This window comes from Flavobacterium anseongense, assembly GCF_021608185.1.
Classification (GTDB): domain Bacteria; phylum Bacteroidota; class Bacteroidia; order Flavobacteriales; family Flavobacteriaceae; genus Flavobacterium; species Flavobacterium anseongense.
Genome location: NZ_JAKIHN010000001.1, coordinates 612,110 through 634,208, shown reverse-complemented (window position 1 = coordinate 634,208; position 22,099 = coordinate 612,110). Strand labels below are relative to the sequence as shown.

Annotated in this window: 20 protein-coding genes; 16 read left to right on the top strand and 4 right to left on the bottom strand. The window is 35.1% G+C overall.

Annotated elements, in window-relative coordinates:
• The first annotated feature begins 32 nt into the window (after positions 1-32).
• On the top strand, positions 33-422 hold the full coding sequence (locus tag L1S35_RS02835) for a DUF1398 domain-containing protein (RefSeq protein ID WP_236396383.1): 390 nt from the start codon (positions 33-35) through the stop codon (positions 420-422).
• A gap of 110 nt (positions 423-532) precedes the next feature.
• Here the strand turns inward: L1S35_RS02835 and L1S35_RS02830 are convergent, their stop codons facing one another.
• Positions 533-1,825: an aminopeptidase P family protein gene (locus tag L1S35_RS02830; RefSeq protein ID WP_236396381.1), complete on the bottom strand. Its 1,293-nt coding sequence runs from the start codon at positions 1,823-1,825 to the stop codon at positions 533-535.
• 62 nt (positions 1,826-1,887) lie between these two features.
• Between L1S35_RS02830 and L1S35_RS02825 the strand changes: the two genes are divergently transcribed.
• The 9 genes from L1S35_RS02825 (at position 1,888) to L1S35_RS02790 (ending at position 12,039) form a co-directional block, all read left to right on the top strand.
• The gene (locus L1S35_RS02825; protein WP_236396379.1) at positions 1,888-2,742 is read left to right on the top strand and encodes a ChaN family lipoprotein; all 855 of its coding nucleotides are present in this window, start codon (positions 1,888-1,890) and stop codon (positions 2,740-2,742) included.
• A gap of 12 nt (positions 2,743-2,754) precedes the next feature.
• Positions 2,755-3,642, top strand: coding sequence for a hypothetical protein (locus tag L1S35_RS02820; protein WP_236396378.1), 888 nt, complete (start codon positions 2,755-2,757; stop codon positions 3,640-3,642).
• A 149-nt stretch (positions 3,643-3,791) separates the two neighbouring features.
• Entirely contained in the window at positions 3,792-4,457 is a 666-nt protein-coding gene (locus L1S35_RS02815; RefSeq protein WP_236396375.1) for a succinate dehydrogenase cytochrome b subunit, read from the top strand.
• A 6-nt stretch (positions 4,458-4,463) separates the two neighbouring features.
• Entirely contained in the window at positions 4,464-6,473 is a 2,010-nt protein-coding gene (locus L1S35_RS02810; protein ID WP_236396373.1) for a fumarate reductase/succinate dehydrogenase flavoprotein subunit, read from the top strand.
• Positions 6,474-6,482: 9 nt separating this feature from the next.
• Complete coding sequence (locus L1S35_RS02805; RefSeq protein WP_236396371.1) at positions 6,483-7,244, top strand: succinate dehydrogenase/fumarate reductase iron-sulfur subunit; 762 nt, start codon at positions 6,483-6,485, stop codon at positions 7,242-7,244.
• A 136-nt stretch (positions 7,245-7,380) separates the two neighbouring features.
• Positions 7,381-7,506: a hypothetical protein gene (locus L1S35_RS13305; protein ID WP_255700817.1), complete on the top strand. Its 126-nt coding sequence runs from the start codon at positions 7,381-7,383 to the stop codon at positions 7,504-7,506.
• A 56-nt stretch (positions 7,507-7,562) separates the two neighbouring features.
• Positions 7,563-8,378 (top strand): endonuclease/exonuclease/phosphatase family protein, encoded by an 816-nt coding sequence (locus tag L1S35_RS02800; protein ID WP_236396369.1) that lies wholly within the window; start codon positions 7,563-7,565, stop codon positions 8,376-8,378.
• 32 nt (positions 8,379-8,410) lie between these two features.
• The gene (locus L1S35_RS02795; RefSeq protein WP_236396367.1) at positions 8,411-11,224 is read left to right on the top strand and encodes a GH92 family glycosyl hydrolase; all 2,814 of its coding nucleotides are present in this window, start codon (positions 8,411-8,413) and stop codon (positions 11,222-11,224) included.
• Between the two features lie 44 nt (positions 11,225-11,268).
• The gene (locus L1S35_RS02790; protein ID WP_236396365.1) at positions 11,269-12,039 is read left to right on the top strand and encodes a nitrilase family protein; all 771 of its coding nucleotides are present in this window, start codon (positions 11,269-11,271) and stop codon (positions 12,037-12,039) included.
• Here L1S35_RS02790 and L1S35_RS02785 read toward each other — a convergent pair.
• The 3 genes from L1S35_RS02785 to L1S35_RS02775 form a co-directional block, all read right to left on the bottom strand.
• Complete coding sequence (locus L1S35_RS02785; RefSeq protein WP_236396363.1) at positions 12,036-13,634, bottom strand: Ig-like domain-containing domain; 1,599 nt, start codon at positions 13,632-13,634, stop codon at positions 12,036-12,038. The genes L1S35_RS02790 and L1S35_RS02785 overlap by 4 nt on opposite strands.
• Positions 13,635-13,740: 106 nt before the next feature.
• The gene (locus L1S35_RS02780; protein ID WP_236396361.1) at positions 13,741-14,076 is read right to left on the bottom strand and encodes a hypothetical protein; all 336 of its coding nucleotides are present in this window, start codon (positions 14,074-14,076) and stop codon (positions 13,741-13,743) included.
• A 40-nt stretch (positions 14,077-14,116) separates the two neighbouring features.
• Entirely contained in the window at positions 14,117-14,800 is a 684-nt protein-coding gene (locus tag L1S35_RS02775; protein WP_236396359.1) for a ComF family protein, read from the bottom strand.
• A 99-nt stretch (positions 14,801-14,899) separates the two neighbouring features.
• Here L1S35_RS02775 and L1S35_RS02770 point away from each other — a divergent pair, with 99 nt between their 5' ends.
• The 6 genes from L1S35_RS02770 (at position 14,900) to L1S35_RS02745 (ending at position 21,824) form a co-directional block, all read left to right on the top strand.
• Positions 14,900-16,441 carry a glycine--tRNA ligase gene (locus L1S35_RS02770; protein WP_236396358.1) on the top strand — a complete coding sequence of 514 codons (1,542 nt, stop codon included), beginning with the start codon at positions 14,900-14,902 and terminating at the stop codon, positions 16,439-16,441.
• Positions 16,442-16,797: 356 nt separating this feature from the next.
• Entirely contained in the window at positions 16,798-17,700 is a 903-nt protein-coding gene (locus L1S35_RS02765) for a LytR/AlgR family response regulator transcription factor (protein WP_236396356.1), read from the top strand.
• 33 nt (positions 17,701-17,733) lie between these two features.
• Positions 17,734-18,390 (top strand): response regulator, encoded by a 657-nt coding sequence (locus tag L1S35_RS02760; protein WP_236396354.1) that lies wholly within the window; start codon positions 17,734-17,736, stop codon positions 18,388-18,390.
• Positions 18,391-18,766: 376 nt separating this feature from the next.
• Positions 18,767-19,150 (top strand): hypothetical protein, encoded by a 384-nt coding sequence (locus L1S35_RS02755; protein WP_236396351.1) that lies wholly within the window; start codon positions 18,767-18,769, stop codon positions 19,148-19,150.
• Positions 19,151-19,307: 157 nt separating this feature from the next.
• On the top strand, positions 19,308-19,565 hold the full coding sequence (locus L1S35_RS02750; RefSeq protein ID WP_236396349.1) for a hypothetical protein: 258 nt from the start codon (positions 19,308-19,310) through the stop codon (positions 19,563-19,565).
• A 228-nt stretch (positions 19,566-19,793) separates the two neighbouring features.
• Positions 19,794-21,824: a tetratricopeptide repeat-containing sensor histidine kinase gene (locus L1S35_RS02745; RefSeq protein WP_236396347.1), complete on the top strand. Its 2,031-nt coding sequence runs from the start codon at positions 19,794-19,796 to the stop codon at positions 21,822-21,824.
• Positions 21,825-22,099: the final 275 nt, after the last annotated feature.

Here is a 22,099-nt window from a genome sequence, read left to right as displayed (position 1 = left end):
AAAAGTACATTTGGACTTCAAATTATAATATTATGTTCACCATCCAACAAATCAAAGAAGCACATTCGAAAGTAAAAAGCGGAGCCGATTTTCCAAAATACATGCAGGATATTATTGCGCTTGGCGTAACGTCTTTTGAAACTTTTGTTTTTGACAACCACACCAATTATTGTGGGAAAGATAATTTCAAAGTTTCATCTGAAGGTTTTTCAGAAACACTTTCCATAGCAGATGAAACCATGATTGAACAATTCAAAACCGATTTAAAAGCACATCAACAAGGCAAAACAGATTATAAAACCTTTCTGTTAGATTGTGCCAAATCAGGCGTAGAAAAATGGATTGTTGTTATGGATAAAATGACCTGCACTTACTATGACAAAGCAGAAAATGAGGTTTTGGTGGAACAGATTCCTATATAAAGAAACAGCTCACTTTAGTGAGCCGTTTTACCGAATGTCCACTGGACATTCTCCTCTTAATATCAAATGTGAGCCGTCTTATCCCTTTTTACTTATCCCTTATCTCTAAATTAGGAATTCATTATCGATTCAATTTCATCAGCCTCAATCGGAATGTTTCTCATTAAGTTAAACGGCTCTCCTTTTTCCTGAATCACTACATCATCCTCAATACGGATTCCAAAACCTTCCGCAGGAATGTAGATTCCAGGCTCGACAGTGAAAACCATATTGGCTTTCATCGGCTCGTGTAAAAGTCCGTAATCATGCGTATCTAATCCCATATGATGGGACGTTCCGTGCATGAAATATTTTTTATAAGCCGGCCAATCCGGGTTTTCGTTTTGAACATCAGCTTTGTCAATTAATCCCAAACCAAGCAATTCGGAAGTCATTACTTTACCAACTTCTACATGATATTGTTTCCATAAATTACCAACGGTCAGCATTTTGGTTGCTTCGTTTTTTACACGTAAAACCGCATTGTAAACCTGCTTTTGTCTATCGGTAAATTTTCCTGAAACCGGAACCATTCTGGTCATGTCGCTGGAATAATTTGCATATTCGGCACCAACATCAAGCAATATCAAATCACCTGCTTTACATTGTTGGTTGTTTTCAATATAGTGCAAAACGTTCGCGTTGTTTCCCGAGGCAATGATTGGCGTATAGGCAAAACCTTTGGAGCGGTTTCTTAGGAACTCGTGAGCAAACTCGGCTTCGATTTCATATTCCATTACATTTGGTTTTACAAACTGCAATACACGGCGATATCCTTTTTCGGTAATATCACAGGCGGTTTGAATCAAATCCAATTCTTCACTTTCTTTGATAGAACGAATGCGTTGCAAAATAGGATTCGATTTTTCCACTTTGTGTGCCGGATAATTTTCTTTCCACCATTTTACAAAACGCGCTTCACGGGTTTCGGTTTCAATCGATGCTCGATAATGCTCGTTGGTGTTGATATACATCGTTTCGGCGTAAGCCATAACTTCCTTCAACGTTTTGTGAAAATCCTGTAGCCAAATCACCGATTTAATTCCGGAAACTTCAAAAGCTCTGTCTTTCGTCAGCTTTTCGCCTTCCCAAATCGCAATGTGCTCGTTGGTTTCCTTTAGAAATAAGATTTGTTTTAAATGCTCATAAGGTGCGTCCGGAAAAAGCAACAGTATACTTTCTTCCTGATCAACTCCGGATAAATAAAAAATATCGCGATGTTGTTCAAATGGCAGTGAACTATCGGCAGAAACCGGATAAATATCGTTGGAATTAAATACAGCAACGCTGTTAGGTTTCATTTGTGCCGTAAATTTTGCTCGGTTTTTAATGAACAAATTGCGGTCTATTTGATGGTATTTCATGATGAAATGATTATTATTGTATGTCCCAAAGTTAAAACATTTGGAATTAAAAACAGACGGCCATGAAACGATTAATTTCCGCAATACTTTTTTTATGGATTTCCAATATTGGAATCGCGCAAGAAAAAAAAGCGTACCAGCTTTTCGACAAAAATGGCAAGAAGGTTTCTTATGTCAAATTATTGAAAGCAGCAGAGAAAACACAAGTAGTTTTATTTGGGGAATACCACAACAACGCAATTGCTCATTGGTTGGAATTGGAACTAACCAAAGATTTGGCACAAAAAAAGAAAGTTATTTTAGGTGCCGAAATGCTGGAAGCCGACAATCAAAAACAACTTGACCAATATCTAAACGGAGAGATTAATCAAAAACAATTAGATTCAACTGCCCGACTTTGGTCTAATTACAAAACGGATTACAAGCCTTTAGTAGATTTTGCCAAGGAAAATAAATTGACTTTTATTGCTACAAATATTCCAAGAAGATTTGCTTCAATCGTGTCTAAAAAAGGATTTGAAGGATTAGATGCTCTGACACCGGAAGAAAAATTATGGATTGCTCCGTTACCTATTGAATTTGATGCCAATTTACCAGGCTATGTCAATATGATGAAAATGATGGGAGATCACGCCAGTCCTAACATGCCAAAAGCTCAGGCAATAAAAGATGCAACGATGGCTTATTTTATTCAAAAGAATTTAAAAGCTGACACTGTATTCATTCACTACAACGGAACTTATCATTCAGACAACTTTGAAGGCATTGGTTGGTATCTTAAAAAATATGTTTCAGACATAGAGGTAATAACCATTGCAACGGTAGAACAAAACGATTTAGAAAAAATAATGCCCGAAGATTATAATAAAGGAGACTATATTCTCGTTATAGATGAAGACGTTACAAAAACGCACTAACATCCCAAAAGAATGAAAAAGAGATATGTAATCCTTTTAATAGTAGTAGCTGCAGCACTTCCTTTTGTTTCCTGCTCGAAAGATTCAGATGACGAAGTAGAAGAGCCGATGTTGATTATCAAATTCAAATTTGACCCAACTCAGGCGAGGTTGAATAATTTAGGACAACCTTCAACAGTTGCAGCCGGAAATGCTGCACAATCACCTATTTTTAATTTGATATCTTCACATTATGTAGAATTAGCGCCAAACGCTAACACGCAACTAGGAGATGGCACTATTTTATATCACGCTCCGGAAACGACACTTGGCGGAAGTAATGCTATAGATTTTAGTAAATCAAAAATAGTTTCGGAAGGAGAAACTTTTCTGAGAATCCCTTTAAGTCAGGTTGCTGCAGGAAGTTATGAATGGATGCGAGTATCTTTATCGTATCAAAATTACCAAATCAGTGTTCGTGCTGCCAACGGAAATGATTACAACGGGACTTTAGCCAGTTTTGTCGGTTTTAATACTTATATAACTTCTTTTGATATCGAAAACACTACTTTTCCTGTAAATGCAAACAGAGCACAAGGATATTGGGCTTTTGCCTTGAATGACCATCCTTACTCCACTTCTGGACAGGCACTTCCGGGAACGACAACTGTTCCGAACCCTATCGAAGCAACTTCTCCAATTCCGCGAAACTTAAATACATGTGTTGTTACAGGAAGATTTGCCAGTAATTTAATAATTGACGGAACCGAAACTAATGATGTGGTGATTACCTTATCATTGTCCATCAATAATAGTTTTGAATGGCAAGAAGTAAATGCTGACGGGAAATATGAACCAGCTGCCGGAGAGGAAGTTGTCGATATGGGATTGCGTGGTTTAATTCCTACTTATGTTAAGTAAATGGGCTTACTTAATGCAATCGATTGCCTACAAAAAATAAACAACTGTTAAACTCACTTTAAATTGATTATAAATTACAACGAAAAGGTTGTAGTTATTAGCAAATAGGTGTATTTTTGTGTGGTTTTTTAAATAAATTACACAATCTTATGGCAAAATCTTCCGTTTTAAGTTCGTCCATTGCTAAAAAAGTCGCTATGGCGCTTTCAGGACTTTTCTTAATTTCATTTTTAGCGCTTCACTTTTCAATAAATTTAACATCAGTATTCAGCGAAGAAGTATTTAATTCTTGTTCTGATTTTATGGGTTACAATCCGTTAATTCAGTATGTAATGCAACCTGTTTTAGCATTTGGTGTTGTATTTCATTTTGTAATGGGATTTGTTTTGGAACTACAGAATAGAGCAGCAAGGCCTATAGCTTATGCTAAAAATAATGGGTCAGCAAACTCTTCCTGGGCATCAAGAAATATGATTATTTCAGGATTAGTTGTATTAGCTTTTTTGGGATTACACTTCTACGATTTTTGGTTTCCTGAAATGAATTACAAATATGTTGAAGCACTTCCACAAGATCCAACAAGATATTACGGTGAATTGGTTCATAAATTCGAAAGCCCGGTAAGAACAGGCTTATATTGCTTAGCTTTTGTATTATTGTTTTTGCACTTATGGCACGGTTTCAACTCTTCAATGCAATCTGTTGGATTCAATAACAAATTCTCGAGAGCACTTCACAAACTAGGATACGCATATGCAGTAATTGTTCCATTCGGATTCATTTTCATTGCATTATTCCATCATTTTAATCAATAATTTCAGATGAAACTAGATTCAAAAATACCAGCTGGTCCAATTTCGGACAAATGGACAGATTATAAAGATCATTTAAAATTAGTGGCGCCAAATAACCGACCAAAAATTGATATTATCGTGGTTGGAACCGGTTTGGCCGGAGCTTCTGCAGCAGCTTCCTTGGGAGAAATGGGTTACAATGTGAAAGCATTTTGTTTCCAGGATTCACCAAGAAGAGCTCATTCAATTGCTGCTCAAGGCGGAATCAACGCGGCAAAAAACTACCAAAATGATGGTGACAGTACTTACAGATTATTTTACGACACGATAAAAGGTGGCGATTATAGAGCACGTGAAGCTAACGTTCACCGTTTGGCTGAAGTATCGGCTAATATCATCGACCAATGTGTGGCACAAGGTGTTCCTTTTGCCCGTGATTATGGTGGAATGTTAGATAACCGTTCGTTTGGCGGAACGCAATTGCAACGTACTTTTTACGCTGCGGGACAAACAGGTCAGCAATTGTTACTTGGAGCGTATTCTGCTCTATCAAGACAAATTGGGTTAGGTCGTGTCAAAATGTTCAACCGTCACGAAATGTTAGATTTAGTAAAAGTTGACGGGAAAGCACGTGGAATCATAGCCCGTAACTTGGTTACAGGTGAATTAGAAAGACATTCTGCACACGCAGTAGTTATTGCTACTGGTGGATATGGAAATGTTTATTTCCTTTCTACAAACGCAATGGGAAGTAATGTAACTGCTGGCTGGAAAATTCATAAAAAAGGAGCGTTGTTCGCAAATCCATGCTTTGTTCAAATTCACCCAACTTGTATTCCGGTTCATGGAGTTAACCAATCGAAACTGACATTGATGTCGGAATCATTGCGTAACTCAGGTAGAATTTGGGTGCCAAAAAGAAAAGAAGATGCAGAAGCCATTCGTGCCGGGAAATTAAAACCAACTCAATTGAGCGAAGACGATAGAGATTATTTCTTAGAAAGAAGATATCCTGCTTTTGGAAACTTAGTGCCGCGTGACGTAGCTTCAAGAGCCGCCAAAGAGCGTTGCGACGAAGGTTTCGGAATTGAAGCTAATGATACCAATGAAGGTGTTTATTTAGATTTTTCCACCGAAATTCAAAGCAAAGGAAAACAAGCGGCTTATGCCAAAGGGAATCACAATCCAACTCCTGATGAAATTACTAAATTAGGAAAGCAATGGTTGGAAGAAAAATATGGAAATCTTTTCGCGATGTATGAAAAAATCACCGATGAGAATCCATACGAAACGCCGATGAAGATATATCCGGCGGTTCACTACACTATGGGTGGCGTTTGGGTCGATTATAATTTACAATCTACCATTCCGGGATGTTTCGTTGCGGGTGAAGCTAACTTCTCTGATCACGGAGCCAACAGACTTGGAGCTTCAGCTTTGATGCAGGGTTTGGCAGATGGTTATTTTGTATTGCCTTACACGGTTTCTAATTACTTAGCAGACGAAATCAGAACAGGAAAAATTTCTACGGATTTGCCTGAATTTGCAGAAGCAGAAAAAAGCGTAAAAGATACTATCGATAAATTCCTAAACAACAACGGAACCAAATCGGTTGACCATTTTCATAAAAGACTTGGTTTGATTATGTGGAATAAAGTTGGAATGGCAAGAAACGAAAAAGGCTTAACAGAAGCTATTTCCGAAATCGCAGCTTTAAAAGAAGAATTCTATAAAGACGTTTACGTTCCGGGAAGTTCAGATGAATTGAATCCTGAGTTAGAAAAAGCAATGCGAGTTGCTGATTTTATTGATTTAGGCCAGCTAATGGCGATGGACGCATTGCAGCGTAATGAATCTTGTGGAGGTCACTTCCGTGAAGAATATCAGGATTCAGAAGGAGAAACGCTTCGTGATGACGAGAACTTCTCGTTCGTTAGCGCATGGGAATATATGGGTTACGATATCAGCAAAGAAATCCTGAACAAGGAAGAATTGAAATACGAGTTTATCAAAATTGCAGCTAGAAATTACAAATAATATACAGTTATGTCTTCAGCAAAAAACATCAATATAAACCTTAAAATTTGGCGTCAAAAAAACGCTCAAGCTAAAGGTAGCATGGAAACTTATAAATTAGATAATGTTTCTACGGCAAGTTCATTTTTGGAAATGTTAGACCAATTGAACGAGCAATTAATCAATGATAAAAAATCGCCTGTTGCTTTCGACCATGATTGTCGCGAAGGAATCTGCGGAATGTGTTCATTATACATCAACGGAAGAGCACATGGACCGGAAACGGGAACAACAACCTGTCAATTGCACATGCGTAAATTCAAAGATGGCGATACCATTTACATCGAACCATTCAGAAGTAAAGCATTTCCGGTGGTTAAAGATTTAGTTGTTGACAGAAGTTCTTTCGACAGAATTCAACAAGCCGGAGGTTTCGTTTCAGTAAACACTTCAGGAAGAACAATTGATGCTAATGCGACGCCAATTCCAAAACACGATGCCGACAGAGCTTTCGAAGCTGCGGCCTGTATCGGTTGCGGTGCTTGTGTGGCAACTTGCAAAAACGGTTCGGCTATGTTGTTTGTTGGCGCCAAAGTTTCGCAATATGCTTTGTTACCACAAGGAAAAGTAGAAGCTACTCAGCGTGTATTAAACATGGTACGTCAAATGGACGAAGAAGGATTCGGAAACTGTACTAATACCGGTGCCTGCGAAGTGGAATGTCCAAAAGGAATTTCATTGGAAAACATCGCACGTATGAACAGAGAGTACTTAGCAGCAAGTTTGAAATAAGCCATTATACATAAGAAATAAACGCATTCATTTTTTGGATGCGTTTTTTTATGGCGTTTCCCTTCGGGTCGGGCTTTCCGTCTACCTTTTTTTGGTTTGTCATACTGAGCCTGTCGAAGTACAAACCAAAAAAAGGATGCCACTACACACGAGCGAAGCGACTGCCGAAGGAATCCCTAACGCACATTCCTATTCAGTACGACTTTTCGATAAAAATGGTATATTTGACACAAGCCGACTAGGCGAACTGTATGAAGCATAGCGGAATAAAACACAAGAACTAACATGATGAAACCATATTTTATAAGTTTATTTTTAATGATTTCCATTTTATTTTCTGATGCTGTTTCAGCACAAAAACTAAGATTAATGACTTATAATATTCGTTTAGATTTGGCTTCCGATGGCGAAAACGCCTGGCCAAACCGAAAAGACTATTGGGCTTCTCAAGTTATATTTCACGAACCGGATATTTTCGGAATTCAGGAAGCTTTACCACATCAGGTTACGGATATTACAACCATGTTACCAAATTACAGTTACGTTGGCATCGGAAGAGATGGCGAAGGCAAAGGAGAATCATCCAATATATTTTATAAAAAAGACAGATTCAAAGTAATTCACGAAAAAACATTCTGGCTTTCGGAAACTCCTGAAAAAATATCAAAAGGTTGGGATGCAATGCTCAACAGGGTTTGTACTTATGCCTTGTTCAAAGACGAAAAAAGCAAACAGACATTCTGGATTTTCAATACACATTTAGATCATATGGGTGAATTGGCACGAACGAATTCTATTCTTTTGATTTTGTCCAAAATCAAAGAGTTGAACACCAAAAATTATCCTGTCTTTTTTATGGGCGATTTCAATTCGGAACCCACAGAAGAAAGAATCGTCAATCTGAAAAAAGAAATGCTTGACAGTCGCGATATCTCTGAAGAGAAACCTTTTGGACCAAGCGGCACTTTCAATGCTTTCAAACACAATGAAGCCGTAACTAAACGTATCGATTATATCTTTTTATCAAAAGACAATCCGTTTAAGGTTAAAAAATATGGTGTGTTGAGCGATTCCAAAGACTTGAAGTATCCATCAGATCATTTACCAGTTTATATAGAAGTAAAATTCAATTAGGCTTTTAAACTTTAAAAGACAACAACAATACAATGAGATTACAATTTTCAAGTTTACTTTTATTACTTTGTTTTTCCATTTTCGGCCAAAATTATCATCAATATGTCAATCCAATGATTGGAACCGGTGGTCACGGACACACCTATCCGGGAGCAACTGTTCCGTTTGGAATGGTGCAACTTTCACCTGACACCAGAATTGACGGAAGTTGGGATGGCTGTTCGGGTTATCACTATGACGACAATACTATTTACGGATTTTCACATACGCATTTAAACGGTACAGGTTGTTCCGATTTTGGCGATATTATGCTGATGCCAACGATGGGCGAACCTACATTAAATCCAAAAGAATATAGTTCAACATTTTCTCATTCGAATGAAAAAGCAACAGCCGGATTTTATGCTGTGAAATTAGACAAACACAATATTGATGTGAAATTGACAGCATCAACCAGAGTTGGATTTCATGAATATACTTTCAACAAAGACGGGCAGGCCAATATCATTCTCGATTTAAATCACAGGGATAAATTGTTGCAGGGAGAAGTAAAAATCATTGACAATAAAACAATCGAAATCCTGCGCCGAAGTGAAGCCTGGGCAAAAGATCAATATGTTTTTGCCCGAATTGAATTCAGTGTTCCTATGCAAATCAATAATGTTAGAAATAATGGATATGCACCAGCAAGAAACACTGATAAATTCTTTGCCGGAACCCAATTGGGGTTAAGCTTTTCAAAAAAAGTCAAGAATGGAGAAAAAATTCTGTTGAAAGTGTCACTTTCGCCAACGGCTTATCAAGGTACAAGGCTTAACATGAGTGAAATAGTTGATTGGGATTTTGAAAAAGTTAAAAAGGAAGCAGAGCAACTTTGGGACAAACAATTATCTAAAATCGAAATCACAGAAACAGATAAAGATAAATTAGCAGTCTTTTACACGGCTTTATATCATACGATGGTTCAGCCAAATATTGCTCAGGATATCGACGGAAAATACCGTGGCAGAGACAACCAAATCCACAAAGCAGAAGGGTTTGATTACTATTCAGTTTTCTCGCTTTGGGATACGTTTAGAGCAGCGCATCCGCTTTATACTTTGATAGAAAAGAAACGCACCGCCGATTTTATCAATACGTTTTTAAAACAATACGAACAAGGCGGAAGATTACCCGTTTGGGAATTGGCGTCCAATGAAACCGATTGTATGATTGGCTATCATTCGGTTTCTGTGATGGCAGATGCAATGGCAAAAGGTATTACCGGTTTTGATTATGAAAAAGCATTTGAAGCGGCAAAGCATTCGGCAATGCTAGATCATTTGGGTTTGGATGCTTATAAAAAACAAGGTTTCATTTCGATGGATGATGAGCACGAAAGCGTTTCCAAAACTTTGGAATATGCTTATGATGACTGGTGTATTGCTCGAATGGCATTAAAAGTAAGAAACGAAAGTGATTATGATTATTTTATGAAACGCTCCCAAAGTTGGAGGAATATTTTTGATTGGAATACCGGCTTTATGCGTCCGAAAAAGAATGGCGGTTGGGACAAACCTTTTGATGCAAAGGAGATCAACAACAACTTTACTGAAGGCAACAGTTGGCAGTATTCGTTTTTTGTACCGCAGGATATTCCCGGAATGATTGAAGCTTATGGTGGAGCCGAAAAATTTGAAGCCAAACTTGACGAAATGTTCAATAGCGAAAGCAAAACAACAGGTCGGGAACAAGCCGATGTTACAGGTTTAATAGGGCAGTATGCTCACGGAAATGAGCCAAGTCATCATATGGCTTATCTATATAATTATATTGGCAAGCCTGAAAAAACAACTGAAAAAGTGCATTTCATTCTGAATGATTTCTACAAAAATGCTCCTGATGGTTTGATTGGCAATGAAGACTGCGGGCAAATGAGTGCGTGGTATGTTTTGAGTTCAATGGGGATTTATCAAGTTACACCAGGATTAAATGAGTGGCAGTTTACGAAATCTATTTTCAAACAAGTAAAAATTAATTTAGAAAACGGGAAAAGTATAATTATCAACGATAATGATATGTATAATTTCTTAAGTGAATTCTCAAGAAAAGTTAAAGATAATGAAACTTATGCTCTGCCTGAAATATCATATGGAGTTCCTGTCATTCAAGCTAAAAGTAAATCGTTTAAGGATAAGCTGAAAGTTGAAATTATTACCCAAAATCCTCAAGATAAGATATATTGCACGATTTTAAATGCTAATCAAACTGATGATAATAACAATTTCTTTCCATACTTAAGTGCATTAAATATTTCAGAATCCTCAAGAGTTGTAGCTTTTTCAAAAAACCCAAATGGAGTAATAAGTAATAAAGTTTCCGCGACTTTCTTCAAAAAACCAAACAAGTACACTATCAATATTAAATCGACTTATAATACGCAATATCATGCCGGCGGACCTGATGGTTTATTGGATGGAATTTACGGAACAACAAACTGGCGAAAAGGCGACTGGCAAGGGTATCAAGGTCAGGATTTTGAAGCCGTAGTTGATTTGCAAAAAGAAATCCCGATTAATTATATAGGCACCATTTTTCTGCAGGATTCACGCTCCTGGATTTTAATGCCAACCAAAGTCGAATACTATATTTCGTCAGATAATCGTAACTTTACATTAGTCGGAACAATTACCAATGATATTGATGCAAATGAAAGCGAAAACATAATCAAAAACTTCAGTTTCGTAAAAGGAATGACCGCAAGATATGTAAAAGTCAAAGCCTATAATTATGGAAAATTACCCGAATGGCATCAAGGCGCAGGTGGAGAAGCTTTTATATTTATTGATGAAATAATTATTAAATAACGAAAATACTTATCCCTTATCTCTTTTCCCTAATCCCTCTAAAAATGAAAATAGCACTTATACAAACATCCCTTTCTTGGGAAAACCCGATGGAAAATCGAAGTCATCTGGCACAAAAGATTACTGGCTTTATGGAAGAAGTCGATTTGATTGTCCTTCCCGAAATGTTTTCTACCGGATTTACAATGAATCCGAAAGTAGTTGCCGAAACCATGCAGGGCGAAACCGTTTTATGGCTTCAACATCTGGCGAAAGCCAAAAACTGCGCTATAACAGGAAGTTTGGTTATTGAAGAAAATGGGAATTATTACAATCGTTTGGTTTTTGTTTTTCCCAATGGCGATATCAAAACCTACGACAAAAGACATTTATTTTCGTTGGCAGGAGAAGATAAATGCTATACAGCCGGAACAGAAAAATTAATTGTCGAATATAAAGGTTTCAGAATTTGTCCGCTGGTTTGCTATGATTTGCGTTTTCCGGTTTTTTCCAGAAATGTAGAAAATTATGATGTAGTGCTTTATGTTGCCAACTGGCCAAAACTCCGAATTAATGCCTGGGATATTTTACTAAAAGCACGAGCCGTTGAAAATATGTGTTATACGATTGGAGTCAACCGAATTGGTACCGACAACAATAATTTAGAATACATTGGACATTCACAAGTAGTTGATTTTCTTGGAAATTATTTGCTTGAACCGCAGGAAACGGATGGAATTTTTATCGTAAGCTTAGACAAAGAAAAACTCTTGGAAACCCGAAGCAAATTGGCTTTTTTAAACGACAGGGATAATTTTGAAATTCGTAATTTCTAATTCGTAATTTTCAAATTAAATGGCTGTTCAACATCCCAATTTGTCCGGACATCAATTTCTTTTGGGAAATAAATGACTTCTTCCGATTGCCGTTTTTCTAAAAAACTTCCGGTATCCCAAACCTTATTTTTGTTGTCGTCATAAATAATACGCAGCGTATATTTATCGGGATCGAGTGTCATAAATTCAACTATTGGATTACTCTCCGTGTAGGCTGAAGCTTTTACTTTTCCGGCTTTGTCGGTGAGTTCAATTAGGATTGGAAAACGTTTTGCATTTTCTAAAACCACTTTTAAATTACCATAATCGGATGAATTTTTAGTGCCAACTTTATAGTTTAGCGTATCGTTTGTTTTCTCATAAAAATCGGTCAACGCATTTGGCAGTAATTTAATTTTATACTGCTCTAAAGGCTCTCTTTTGAAATTGAAATAAAGTTTTTGGTTTAAATCATCATATTCGGTATCAAAAGGAACTGCTATAGAATCTTTATTGATAACCGAAATTTTCGATTTATCAAACTTCACCAAAGGAATAGAACTGTTTAAAGCAAAACGCTCTCTTAAAAGTGCTCCGACAAAATCAGGGCTAATCCTCAATGTGTCTGCTTTTTGCTTTTTCAATTTTACAATGAAATCTTTTTTGAAGTTGTCTTTTTCAACAGCAACGCTCAGAGAATCAGCTTTTACGGGTTTAAACCAAACCTGAACGGAATCCTTTTTCTGAATTTGAGTAACCAAACTCGGTATAATTTCCGAACCATTTTTAACGGTAACTTTTACATTTTTCGGGTCACCTTCATATCCCATTATTAATTTACTTCCAGAATCTAGAGTTGGTTTTATAGCCTTGAAAGGAAGTTTTTCTTTAAACAATTCTACTTCAAAAATAGTATCGTTTGGAATGGTAATATATTGCTTTTGAAAACCAATTTTATCTGATTTTGGATTGAATTTATTATTTCCATTGTCTTTTAATGCCACCAAAAGATATTTTCCGGCTTTGATGTTTTCAAGGGTTACGACTTCCAAACTGTCTAAAGTATTCGTGATATATCTCGGAGTTTCTTTGTAAATCGTCGAATCAGTATACTTTTCATTGATTTCATACAACATCACCGAAACGAAATTGTCTACTTTCTTTTCCAGAGCATCTTTCACTTTGACATTTATCTTCAACGAATCAATGTAAGTTCCGGTTGAGAATACATATTTAAATTGTTGATACGGATTTCCTTCGTTATTGTCTTCAATACTTTGTCCAAAATTGAAACTATAGGTTGTGTTTGGTTGCAGTGTATCTTTTAATTTTATAGTCAGTATTTTACTGGCCGTTTGCGGCAAAATCTCAGGCTGATTTTTCATAGGAGGCGAAATAATCAACTGTTTGTTTACGTTTTTCAACTTGACATATTCATCAAAAACCAATTTAATTTCCTTGCCATTAAAATTGGTCGATAAATTTTTAGGAAAACTTGCTTTTAAAACAGGAGCAATCGTGTCTTTATCACCACCGGTAATCGAACCGCGCTTGGCACAACTGGCCATTGACAGTACAAAAAGAAAGCAAATTAACTTGAATATAGATTTTGGCATACCGCTGTTTTATCAAAGCACAAAATAACAATTATATTTAGTGTGAATGAAATGTTTTTAGGGAAACTTAACAATTTGGGTTATTCTGGGGAAGCAGTATTTATTACTACTCGCTATCGTAGTCGCCAGTGCCATAAATAAATAGTACAGTTAGACCAATTATAGTTACCGGAACCCAAACAAGTGTTTTTGCCAGCGAAAATTTTCCTTCTCTGGCCGAGGTAATATCTTTTAACGGAATCCGCTCCTCAACACCATGTTTCAAAACAATAATCGCGCTATCGGCATTGCTGGTATAGACAACTTTGGAAGTTTTATGATTGCGTTCTATTTTGTATGTCTGGCCAAGAACCATAGTTTTCGGATTTACCTCGACCTTTTTATAACTATAACAACTCTGCAGTAATAGAGTAATTCCCAATAGTAAACATATTTTTTTCATCTGGAGGAATTGGTTTAGTAATCAAATATAACAATTAGGATTAATTATGAGACATCGCCATACAAACAATGCTGATTTTGGCATTTGGAATTTTCAGTATCGCTCGACTACAGGATTCCAAGGTTGAACCGGTTGTAAGCACATCATCAATCAGCAGGAAATGTTTTCCTTCATGCTCATTTGAAAAATTTACATCAAAAACGGTTGAAATAACATCAGCTCTGCCAAGCAAATCTTTTTTGGTTTGGGTTTTAGTGTATAGTTTTCGATATAAAAGTTGACTGTTGTATGGAATATTCAGGTTTGCCGACAATGCTTTTCCAAAACCTTCTATTTGATTATAACCTCGTTCCCGCAGTCTTTTTTTGTGCAACGGAACCGGAATTATATAATCAATTTTCTTTATTTGTTCCAGATGTTGTAATTCTTCACTATACCAATTGCCAATAGTTTCACTAATTTCTTCGTGCCCTTTATATTTTAATTTGTGTATCATTTCCTGAACAATTCCTTTTTTGTGGAAATAAAATAAAGCCGAACCATACTCCAATGGAATCCTTCCGTAAAACTTTTGAATTACTTCATTTTCGGCTATTTTATGATGATTTGTGAGTGGAATTTCATGACGGCATTGGGTACAAATCACTTTTTCATAGCTCAATAAAAAAGAATGACACCCGGCACACGACTTTGGAAAAAACAGATTTATAAGATGACCCAACATAAAAAAAGATAATTTTCTTACATAAAAGTATAAAAAAATTGTATTCTAATTGATTTTTACCGCTTTTTTTATAATCGGTTTTTATATTTTTGCAGCATTATGGCAAAACAAGAAGATTTATTTAAGAACGTAGTTTCGCATGCAAAAGAGTACGGATTTATTTTTCCGTCAAGCGAAATATATGATGGTTTGAGCGCAGTATATGATTATGCGCAAAACGGAGTAGAATTAAAAAAGAATATTAGAGAGTATTGGTGGAAAGCCATGGTGCAAATGCATGAAAACATTGTGGGTCTTGATGCCGCAATTTTGATGCATCCAACCACATGGAAAGCTTCGGGTCATGTTGATGCGTTCAACGATCCGTTAATTGACAACAAAGATTCTAAAAAAAGATATCGTGCCGATGTTTTAATTGAGGATTATGCCGAAAAATTAAACCTGAAAGCAAAAAAGGAAATCGAAAAAGCACGTGAGCGTTTTGGTGATTCTTTTGATGAAGAACAATACAAAACTACGAACCCAAGAGTGATGGAATATCTTTCGAAAGAAAGAGAAATCCTTGAAAGAATGGGACGTTCATTAGGTTCCGGAGATTTAGAAGATGTAAAAAACCTTATAGAAGAATTGGAAATTGCTGATCCTGAAACAGGTTCAAGAAACTGGACTGATGTAAAGCAATTCAACTTAATGTTTGGAACAAAACTTGGTGCATCTGCCGAAAACGCGATGGATTTATACTTACGTCCGGAAACAGCACAGGGAATTTTTGTGAACTTCTTAAACGTGCAAAAAACCGGAAGAATGAAAGTTCCGTTTGGAATTGCTCAAACCGGGAAAGCCTTCAGAAATGAGATTGTAGCAAGACAATTTATTTTCCGTATGCGTGAATTTGAACAAATGGAAATGCAGTTTTTTGTAAAGCCGGGCGAAGAAATGAAATGGTACGAATACTGGAAAGAGACCCGTTTGAACTGGCATTTGTCACTTGGTTTAGGAAGACAAAATTATCGTTTCCACGACCACGAAAAATTAGCACATTATGCTAATGCAGCTGCAGATATTGAATTTAACTTCCCATTCGGTTTCAAAGAATTGGAAGGAATTCACTCAAGAACCGACTTCGATTTAAAAGCTCACGAACAATATTCGGGTAAAAAATTACAATACTTTGACAACGAAACCAATTCGAACTACGTTCCTTATGTAGTAGAAACTTCAGTTGGTTTGGACAGAATGTTCCTGGCGGTTTTTTCAACGGCTTTACAAGAAGAAACATTAGAAGATGGTTCAACACGTACTGTTTTGCGTTTACCATCAGTATTAGCCCCAACAAAAGCAGCTGTTTTACCATTAGTAAAAAAAGACGGTTTGCCGGAAGTTGCTCAAAAAATCATCGAAGATTTAAAATGGGATTTCAATGTGGCGTATGATGAAAAAGATGCTGTCGGAAGACGTTACAGAAGACAAGATGCACTTGGAACACCATTCTGTATTACAGTTGACCACCAAACTTTGGAAGATGAAACGGTAACCATCCGTCATAGAGATTCAATGCAGCAAGACAGAGTTAAAATTTCTGACTTACGCGGACTAATAAACGCTGAGGTTTTGGTTAGAAATTGGTTGATGAAAATGTAATTTTATTTTTCAATTATAGATGAATCCAAACTCCGAAAAGGGTTTGGATTTTTTTATTGAACGACTTTTTGGTTATAAAACGAATTACGGTTTCCCGTAATTTTTTTTAAATTTTGTAAGTATTTATCCCGTTAAAAATTCACATATCAACAGTTTTGGGATAACTGTCAACATTTTACATAACTAAAACCACGAAATCATATTTTCGTTACAACGAAAAAGGATATGTTTAAACGACTATATTTTATAGTTAAATAGTAACATCTTCTTTAACGCAAACAAATAGTTTCCCCAAAACTACCTGTTATTTTTACCGAATCTAATGCTTTCCCTAAATAAAAAACGGAAAAGCATTAATGAGTCAAACGTACATCATTATAGACGATGATAAAGAAAGTGTCTTAAAAACTCAGGCAATTGCCGAGCGTTTTAGGAACCTTAGCTTTGTTGCATCTGCCAATAACTATGATGATGGTGTGAATTTGATTTTGGAGCATCAACCACGATTAGTCTTTCTCGAAATTGATCCAACTGATAAAAAGAGCAATCTTTCTTTAGCACTGATTAACGAATTGTATCGTTATTTGAGAGTGGTTCCTAAAATCATCATAACAACCTCCAAAAAGGACTTGGCTTATGATGCCTTGCAGTATGAAGTCATAGATTATTTGTTAAAGCCTTTGAATATAAATGATTTCAGAAAGGCCATTCTAAAATTTGACCGCGCTATACAATCGGACTTGCCTTATTCAGAAGAAAAAAATCCCGTAGCAACCTTCGAAGTTTTAGATGAAACGCTTACTGAAGCTATAGAAACAGCCGAAAATGATGTTGAGGTAAAAGTTATTCAGTCTGCTGAAAGTCAGTCAGCCACAACAACAAATCCTGTAGTTGTTCAGCCACAACAATCGCTTGTAATTTGTGTGAAATCGTATGGCGATTATCGTTATATCGATTCTGAAGATGTGCTTTATTTTGAAGCCGACAACAACTCTACCGATATCCATTTGAACAATGGCGAAATGATTACGGCATTTAAAACCCTTAAGCATTTTGAAACTGTTTTACCACCAACGCAATTCCTGCGAATTCACAATAGTTACATCATAAATGTAAACCAGGTATCGCGTATTCATACCGGAAATACCGTTTGCTATATTAAAAATTCGACTACAAAACTTCCTTTCTCAAAATCCTATAAAGAGAACGTTGATTTGATTATCAGTAGAATAGCTTCTGGAAATTATTTGGAAATTTAGAAGAAAATTCGTAGTTTCGATAAAAATCTTGTCATGGAACTACAGGTTTTAATGGTTGATGACCATCCACCGATTATTGAAGGGTATAGATCTATTCTGGCCTACAACTCCTTTGGTTATACATTAAACACTACTGCAGCTCATAGTTGTGAAGATGCATATAATGCAATTTTTCAGGTAAAGCATCCTTTTGATATCGTATTTTTAGATTTAACTATTCCTCCTTTTTTAGAAAAAAATATCAATACCGGTGATGATTTAATACCGGTTGTGAAAAAACAGCATCCCAATGCGAAAATTGTAATTCTTACTTCACATTACGAGTCGATAGTTCTTTATGAAATTATAAAAGAACATAATCCGGAAGGGCTTTTAGTAAAAAGTGATTTTAAGGCGCAGGAATTAATTGACGCCTTCGATATTGTTGTTAAAGGAGGAACTTACTTTAGCCAAACGGTTATCAATCATCAAAAATCCTGGAACGATAAAAGCAAGGTTATGGATAGTTATAACCGTCAAATTCTTTCTTTGTTGTCGCAAGGTGTCAAAACCAAAAACTTCCCCGATTTGCTACATCTTTCTAAAAGTGCCATCGATAAAAGAAAAGCTATTCTCAAGCAGCTTTTAGGAATTGATAAAGGGAACGATGAAGATATTCTCAAAGAGGCAAGAAAGCAAGGATTGATATAGAATTCAGTATTCAACCTTCAGAAAAAAACTCCACATTTCGTACTATTTAGCACTAATTTGAAATTTCATGAAATGTACACTTTTAGTGTATTTGAGAGTGAAATTATCAAGCTAATTTTACTATATCAAAATCAAAAAGCATTAATATAACCTGATTTTTAGGTTGTTAAAAGTGGTTTTCACCATATTAGTGACACAATGCAAAGAATATTTTTCTAGTTTTTTAGAGAAAACAAACATAGAAACTCAAAGTTTATTTTAGAGGTTTGTTATTAAACAGGAGTACAACTAAACCAACCAAAAAAAGCAGCCCAACCTTTATAATGTTTTGACGACACAAAGCTGGACTGCAATAATTAAAATTATATCCAAATTTATGAAAAATTTATTATTTGGCTCAATTGCCATTGCGCTATTTGTATTTAATGCAAATGCACAACAGAAAAGTGAAGTAACACAAAAAGCTGATTTTATAAGCGCTTCATTAATAACTTCTTACGAAAAAGAGGTTACAGAGTATAAGTTTCTATCTCTAACAGAACTAAATGAAGAGGCTGAACAAATCATTCAGGAATTTAATTTCGATAATTTCGACAACTCAAAGAAAAGGACTTGTGCTATAACAATTGAAATTAAGGTAGAAGTGACTATAGGAACTACAAAAGGAATAGTGTCAGGATTAATAATTACTAACTGTTCCGACGCAACTACTGCAACAAAAAAATTGAAAGAAATGCTTCTTGCCGCTGCAATGGGTTAATTATAAATAAAAAGTCATAAAACATAAAATACTATTTTCGATTCTATTTGTCAGCCAATTTTTATTTTCCCAAACCGATCTTAACAATCTCATAAAAGGAGGTAAACTTTTATTAAGTGGTTTGTCAGTTTTGAAGATAAAAAAATCAGACACTAAAATGGACAGTGAAACTATCGAAAGCGTGTGTGTAAAAAACAAACTTACCGAAAGGATTGCTTTTAGAATTGTGAGCAAAAATGAAAGCGGAGACGATATAAAAAAAGAACTCGTTATCCCAAAAGACGGGAAAGAATGCTTGTTTGTACTGCCTAAAGGCATTTATACATATGAAATTATATTGACGAACAAAGAAATATATAAGAAAGGTGAGTATAAGTTTGAAAATGATGTGGTAATTACTGTCAAGGAAGAGTAAGCTACTTTACAATTAATTTGAATTTTTTAAAAATGTACACTTTTAGTGTACCAAAATGTGAAAATCGCGATTTACCTTTACAATGTCGAAATCAAGAACGTATTTTTCTTATTGAAAGTGATTTGCAATACCTAACAATACAAGTTTGATGAAGATAAATTAAATTGTGGTAGAATTGGGTCCTGGTTTTCAAATCGGGGCTCAATTCTTTTTTACTATATTGGCTTTATGGATAGACTACACTCTTATTGGTTTATTATTTTGTTGGTGTCTTTATATGGTTGTACTTCTAAAACTGTAGATAAAGATGCTCAGGCTAGGAATGATTCGATTCAGAAGTATCTTGATTTGGCGGGGAATGATTCTTTAGATACAAAGCTTAGAAACAAGTATAACGCGAAGGCATTTTCACTAGTAGATTTAAGTAAGAATGACACACTAACTAGGTTTTATTTGAGTTCAATTTCTTTTAATTATTTAGGTGTAAAAAATTGGGATGATTTAAATACAACTGGGAAAATTCTTTTCGAAAAGAGTAAAACTGCAAAAGACACACTTAATTTGGCGAGATATTACAGATATAAAGCTGGCTATTTTATGAAAAATAAAATCTATGATAGTGCATATTACTATTATATTAAAGCAGAGAAGTTTTACAAAAGAACTAATGATTACTATAGCTTAGCAAAAATTTATCAATACAAAAGTTTAATTCAGTTTAGTAAAGATGATTATTTAGGAACTGATCTGTCAGCAGAAAAAGCTCTTGATTATTTTAAAACAACAAATCATAGAGAAGATCAATTTCTACTCTTATTATATATAGGGAATTCAGCACACAATCTAAAGAACTACAAAAAAGCAATAAACTCTTTTAATTTAGCTTTGTCAATAGCCAAAAAGTATAACCTAAAAAAAAGTAGTGATAACCGGATAGCAGCTTGTTTAAATAATATTGGGAATGCTTACAGAGAGCAAAAAAAATATAGTCAAGCAATGCAATATTTTAATTTAGCACTTAAACAAAGGAATTTAATAAAAGAGGATCCAGTCGCATATGGTTTTTTGCTAAATAATCTATCTTATTGTAAATTACAGTTAAAAGATTATTCTGAATTTCCTTTTTTGCTATTCAAATCTATTGATTTACTCAACAATAGTGAAGAAGGAATTAAAGAGTCTACAATTAGCTATGTTTATCTCTCTAATTATTACAATGTTATTAAAGATAGTTTGAAAGCACAATTATATGCTGAAAAAGCATTGAAAAATGCGAAAAAGGTCAATTCACCTTATTATTATCTTACAGCTTTGAGCAATGCAGGATGTGTTAATAACAAAAAGGCACCTCAATACATTAAAGAATATCATGAAAAGAATGATAGTTTACTCTTTATTGAACGTAATGCTAGAAATCAGTACTATAAAATTCAACATGAAACAGACGAAATTACACAAGAAAAAGAAACAGCGATTAAGCAAAAATGGATAATAGGAATTATTGCAGGAGCAGTTATATTAATTATTGTATTACTGCTAATTATTACCAGACAAAGCTCAAAACAAAAAGATTTGCAATTCCAACAATCACAACAAAAAGCTAATGAGGAAATCTATGATTTGATGTTAACCCAAAAAAGAAAAGAAGAACAAGCAAGACAAAGTGAGAAAAAAAGAATAGCTATTGACTTGCATGATGGTGTGATGAACAGATTGGCCAGCACACGACTTAACCTTAATGTGTTATTACACCAAAAAGACGAAGAAACAATAAAAAAATGTTTAAACTATATCGATGACATTTATAATATAGAACAAGAAATAAGGAATATTGCTCACGATTTGAATACTGAGATTTTTAACCAAGCTAATAGTTTTGCTGTTTTATTAAATGATTTCATAACTACACAAAATACCATAACTAACTCACAATACATTTTAGAGGCAGACAAAGCTATAGATTGGAATAGCATTGCAAGTGGAATAAAAATGAATTTATACCGAATCATCCAAGAAGCAAGTAATAATATTAATAAATATGCTCGAGCTTCTAATGTGGTCATTAATTTAATTATGGTTGAAAACAATATATGCCTTTCAATTACTGATAACGGAAAAGGATTCGATGTAGATGCGAATGTAGAAGGCATGGGTTTGAAGAATATAAAGGATCGTGTAGAATCTCTTAAAGGGAAAGTTGTTTTCCAATCAAATACTAAGAACACTTCCATTAATATTACCATTCCTCATACAATTTAGTTTTGTTTCCTATTATTTTCTTCATAGAAGCAAATCGGTAAGTATTTGTTTTTATTTTATCTCTACTTCTTAGTTTAGGAGTTATCAACCACAATTTCCAGTTCTCTACTTCAAAACGAATTTGGCTAAAGCCAATAATGACAAGCTTTTTGACCAAAAAAGCAAAATTCTCAAAAACCATCCACCCGGATTTCGCCATCATTCACTATCAAACGGCATCATTCTACCATAAACACCACTATTCATAAGTGTTTGCAGAGACATCCTTTTTAGTT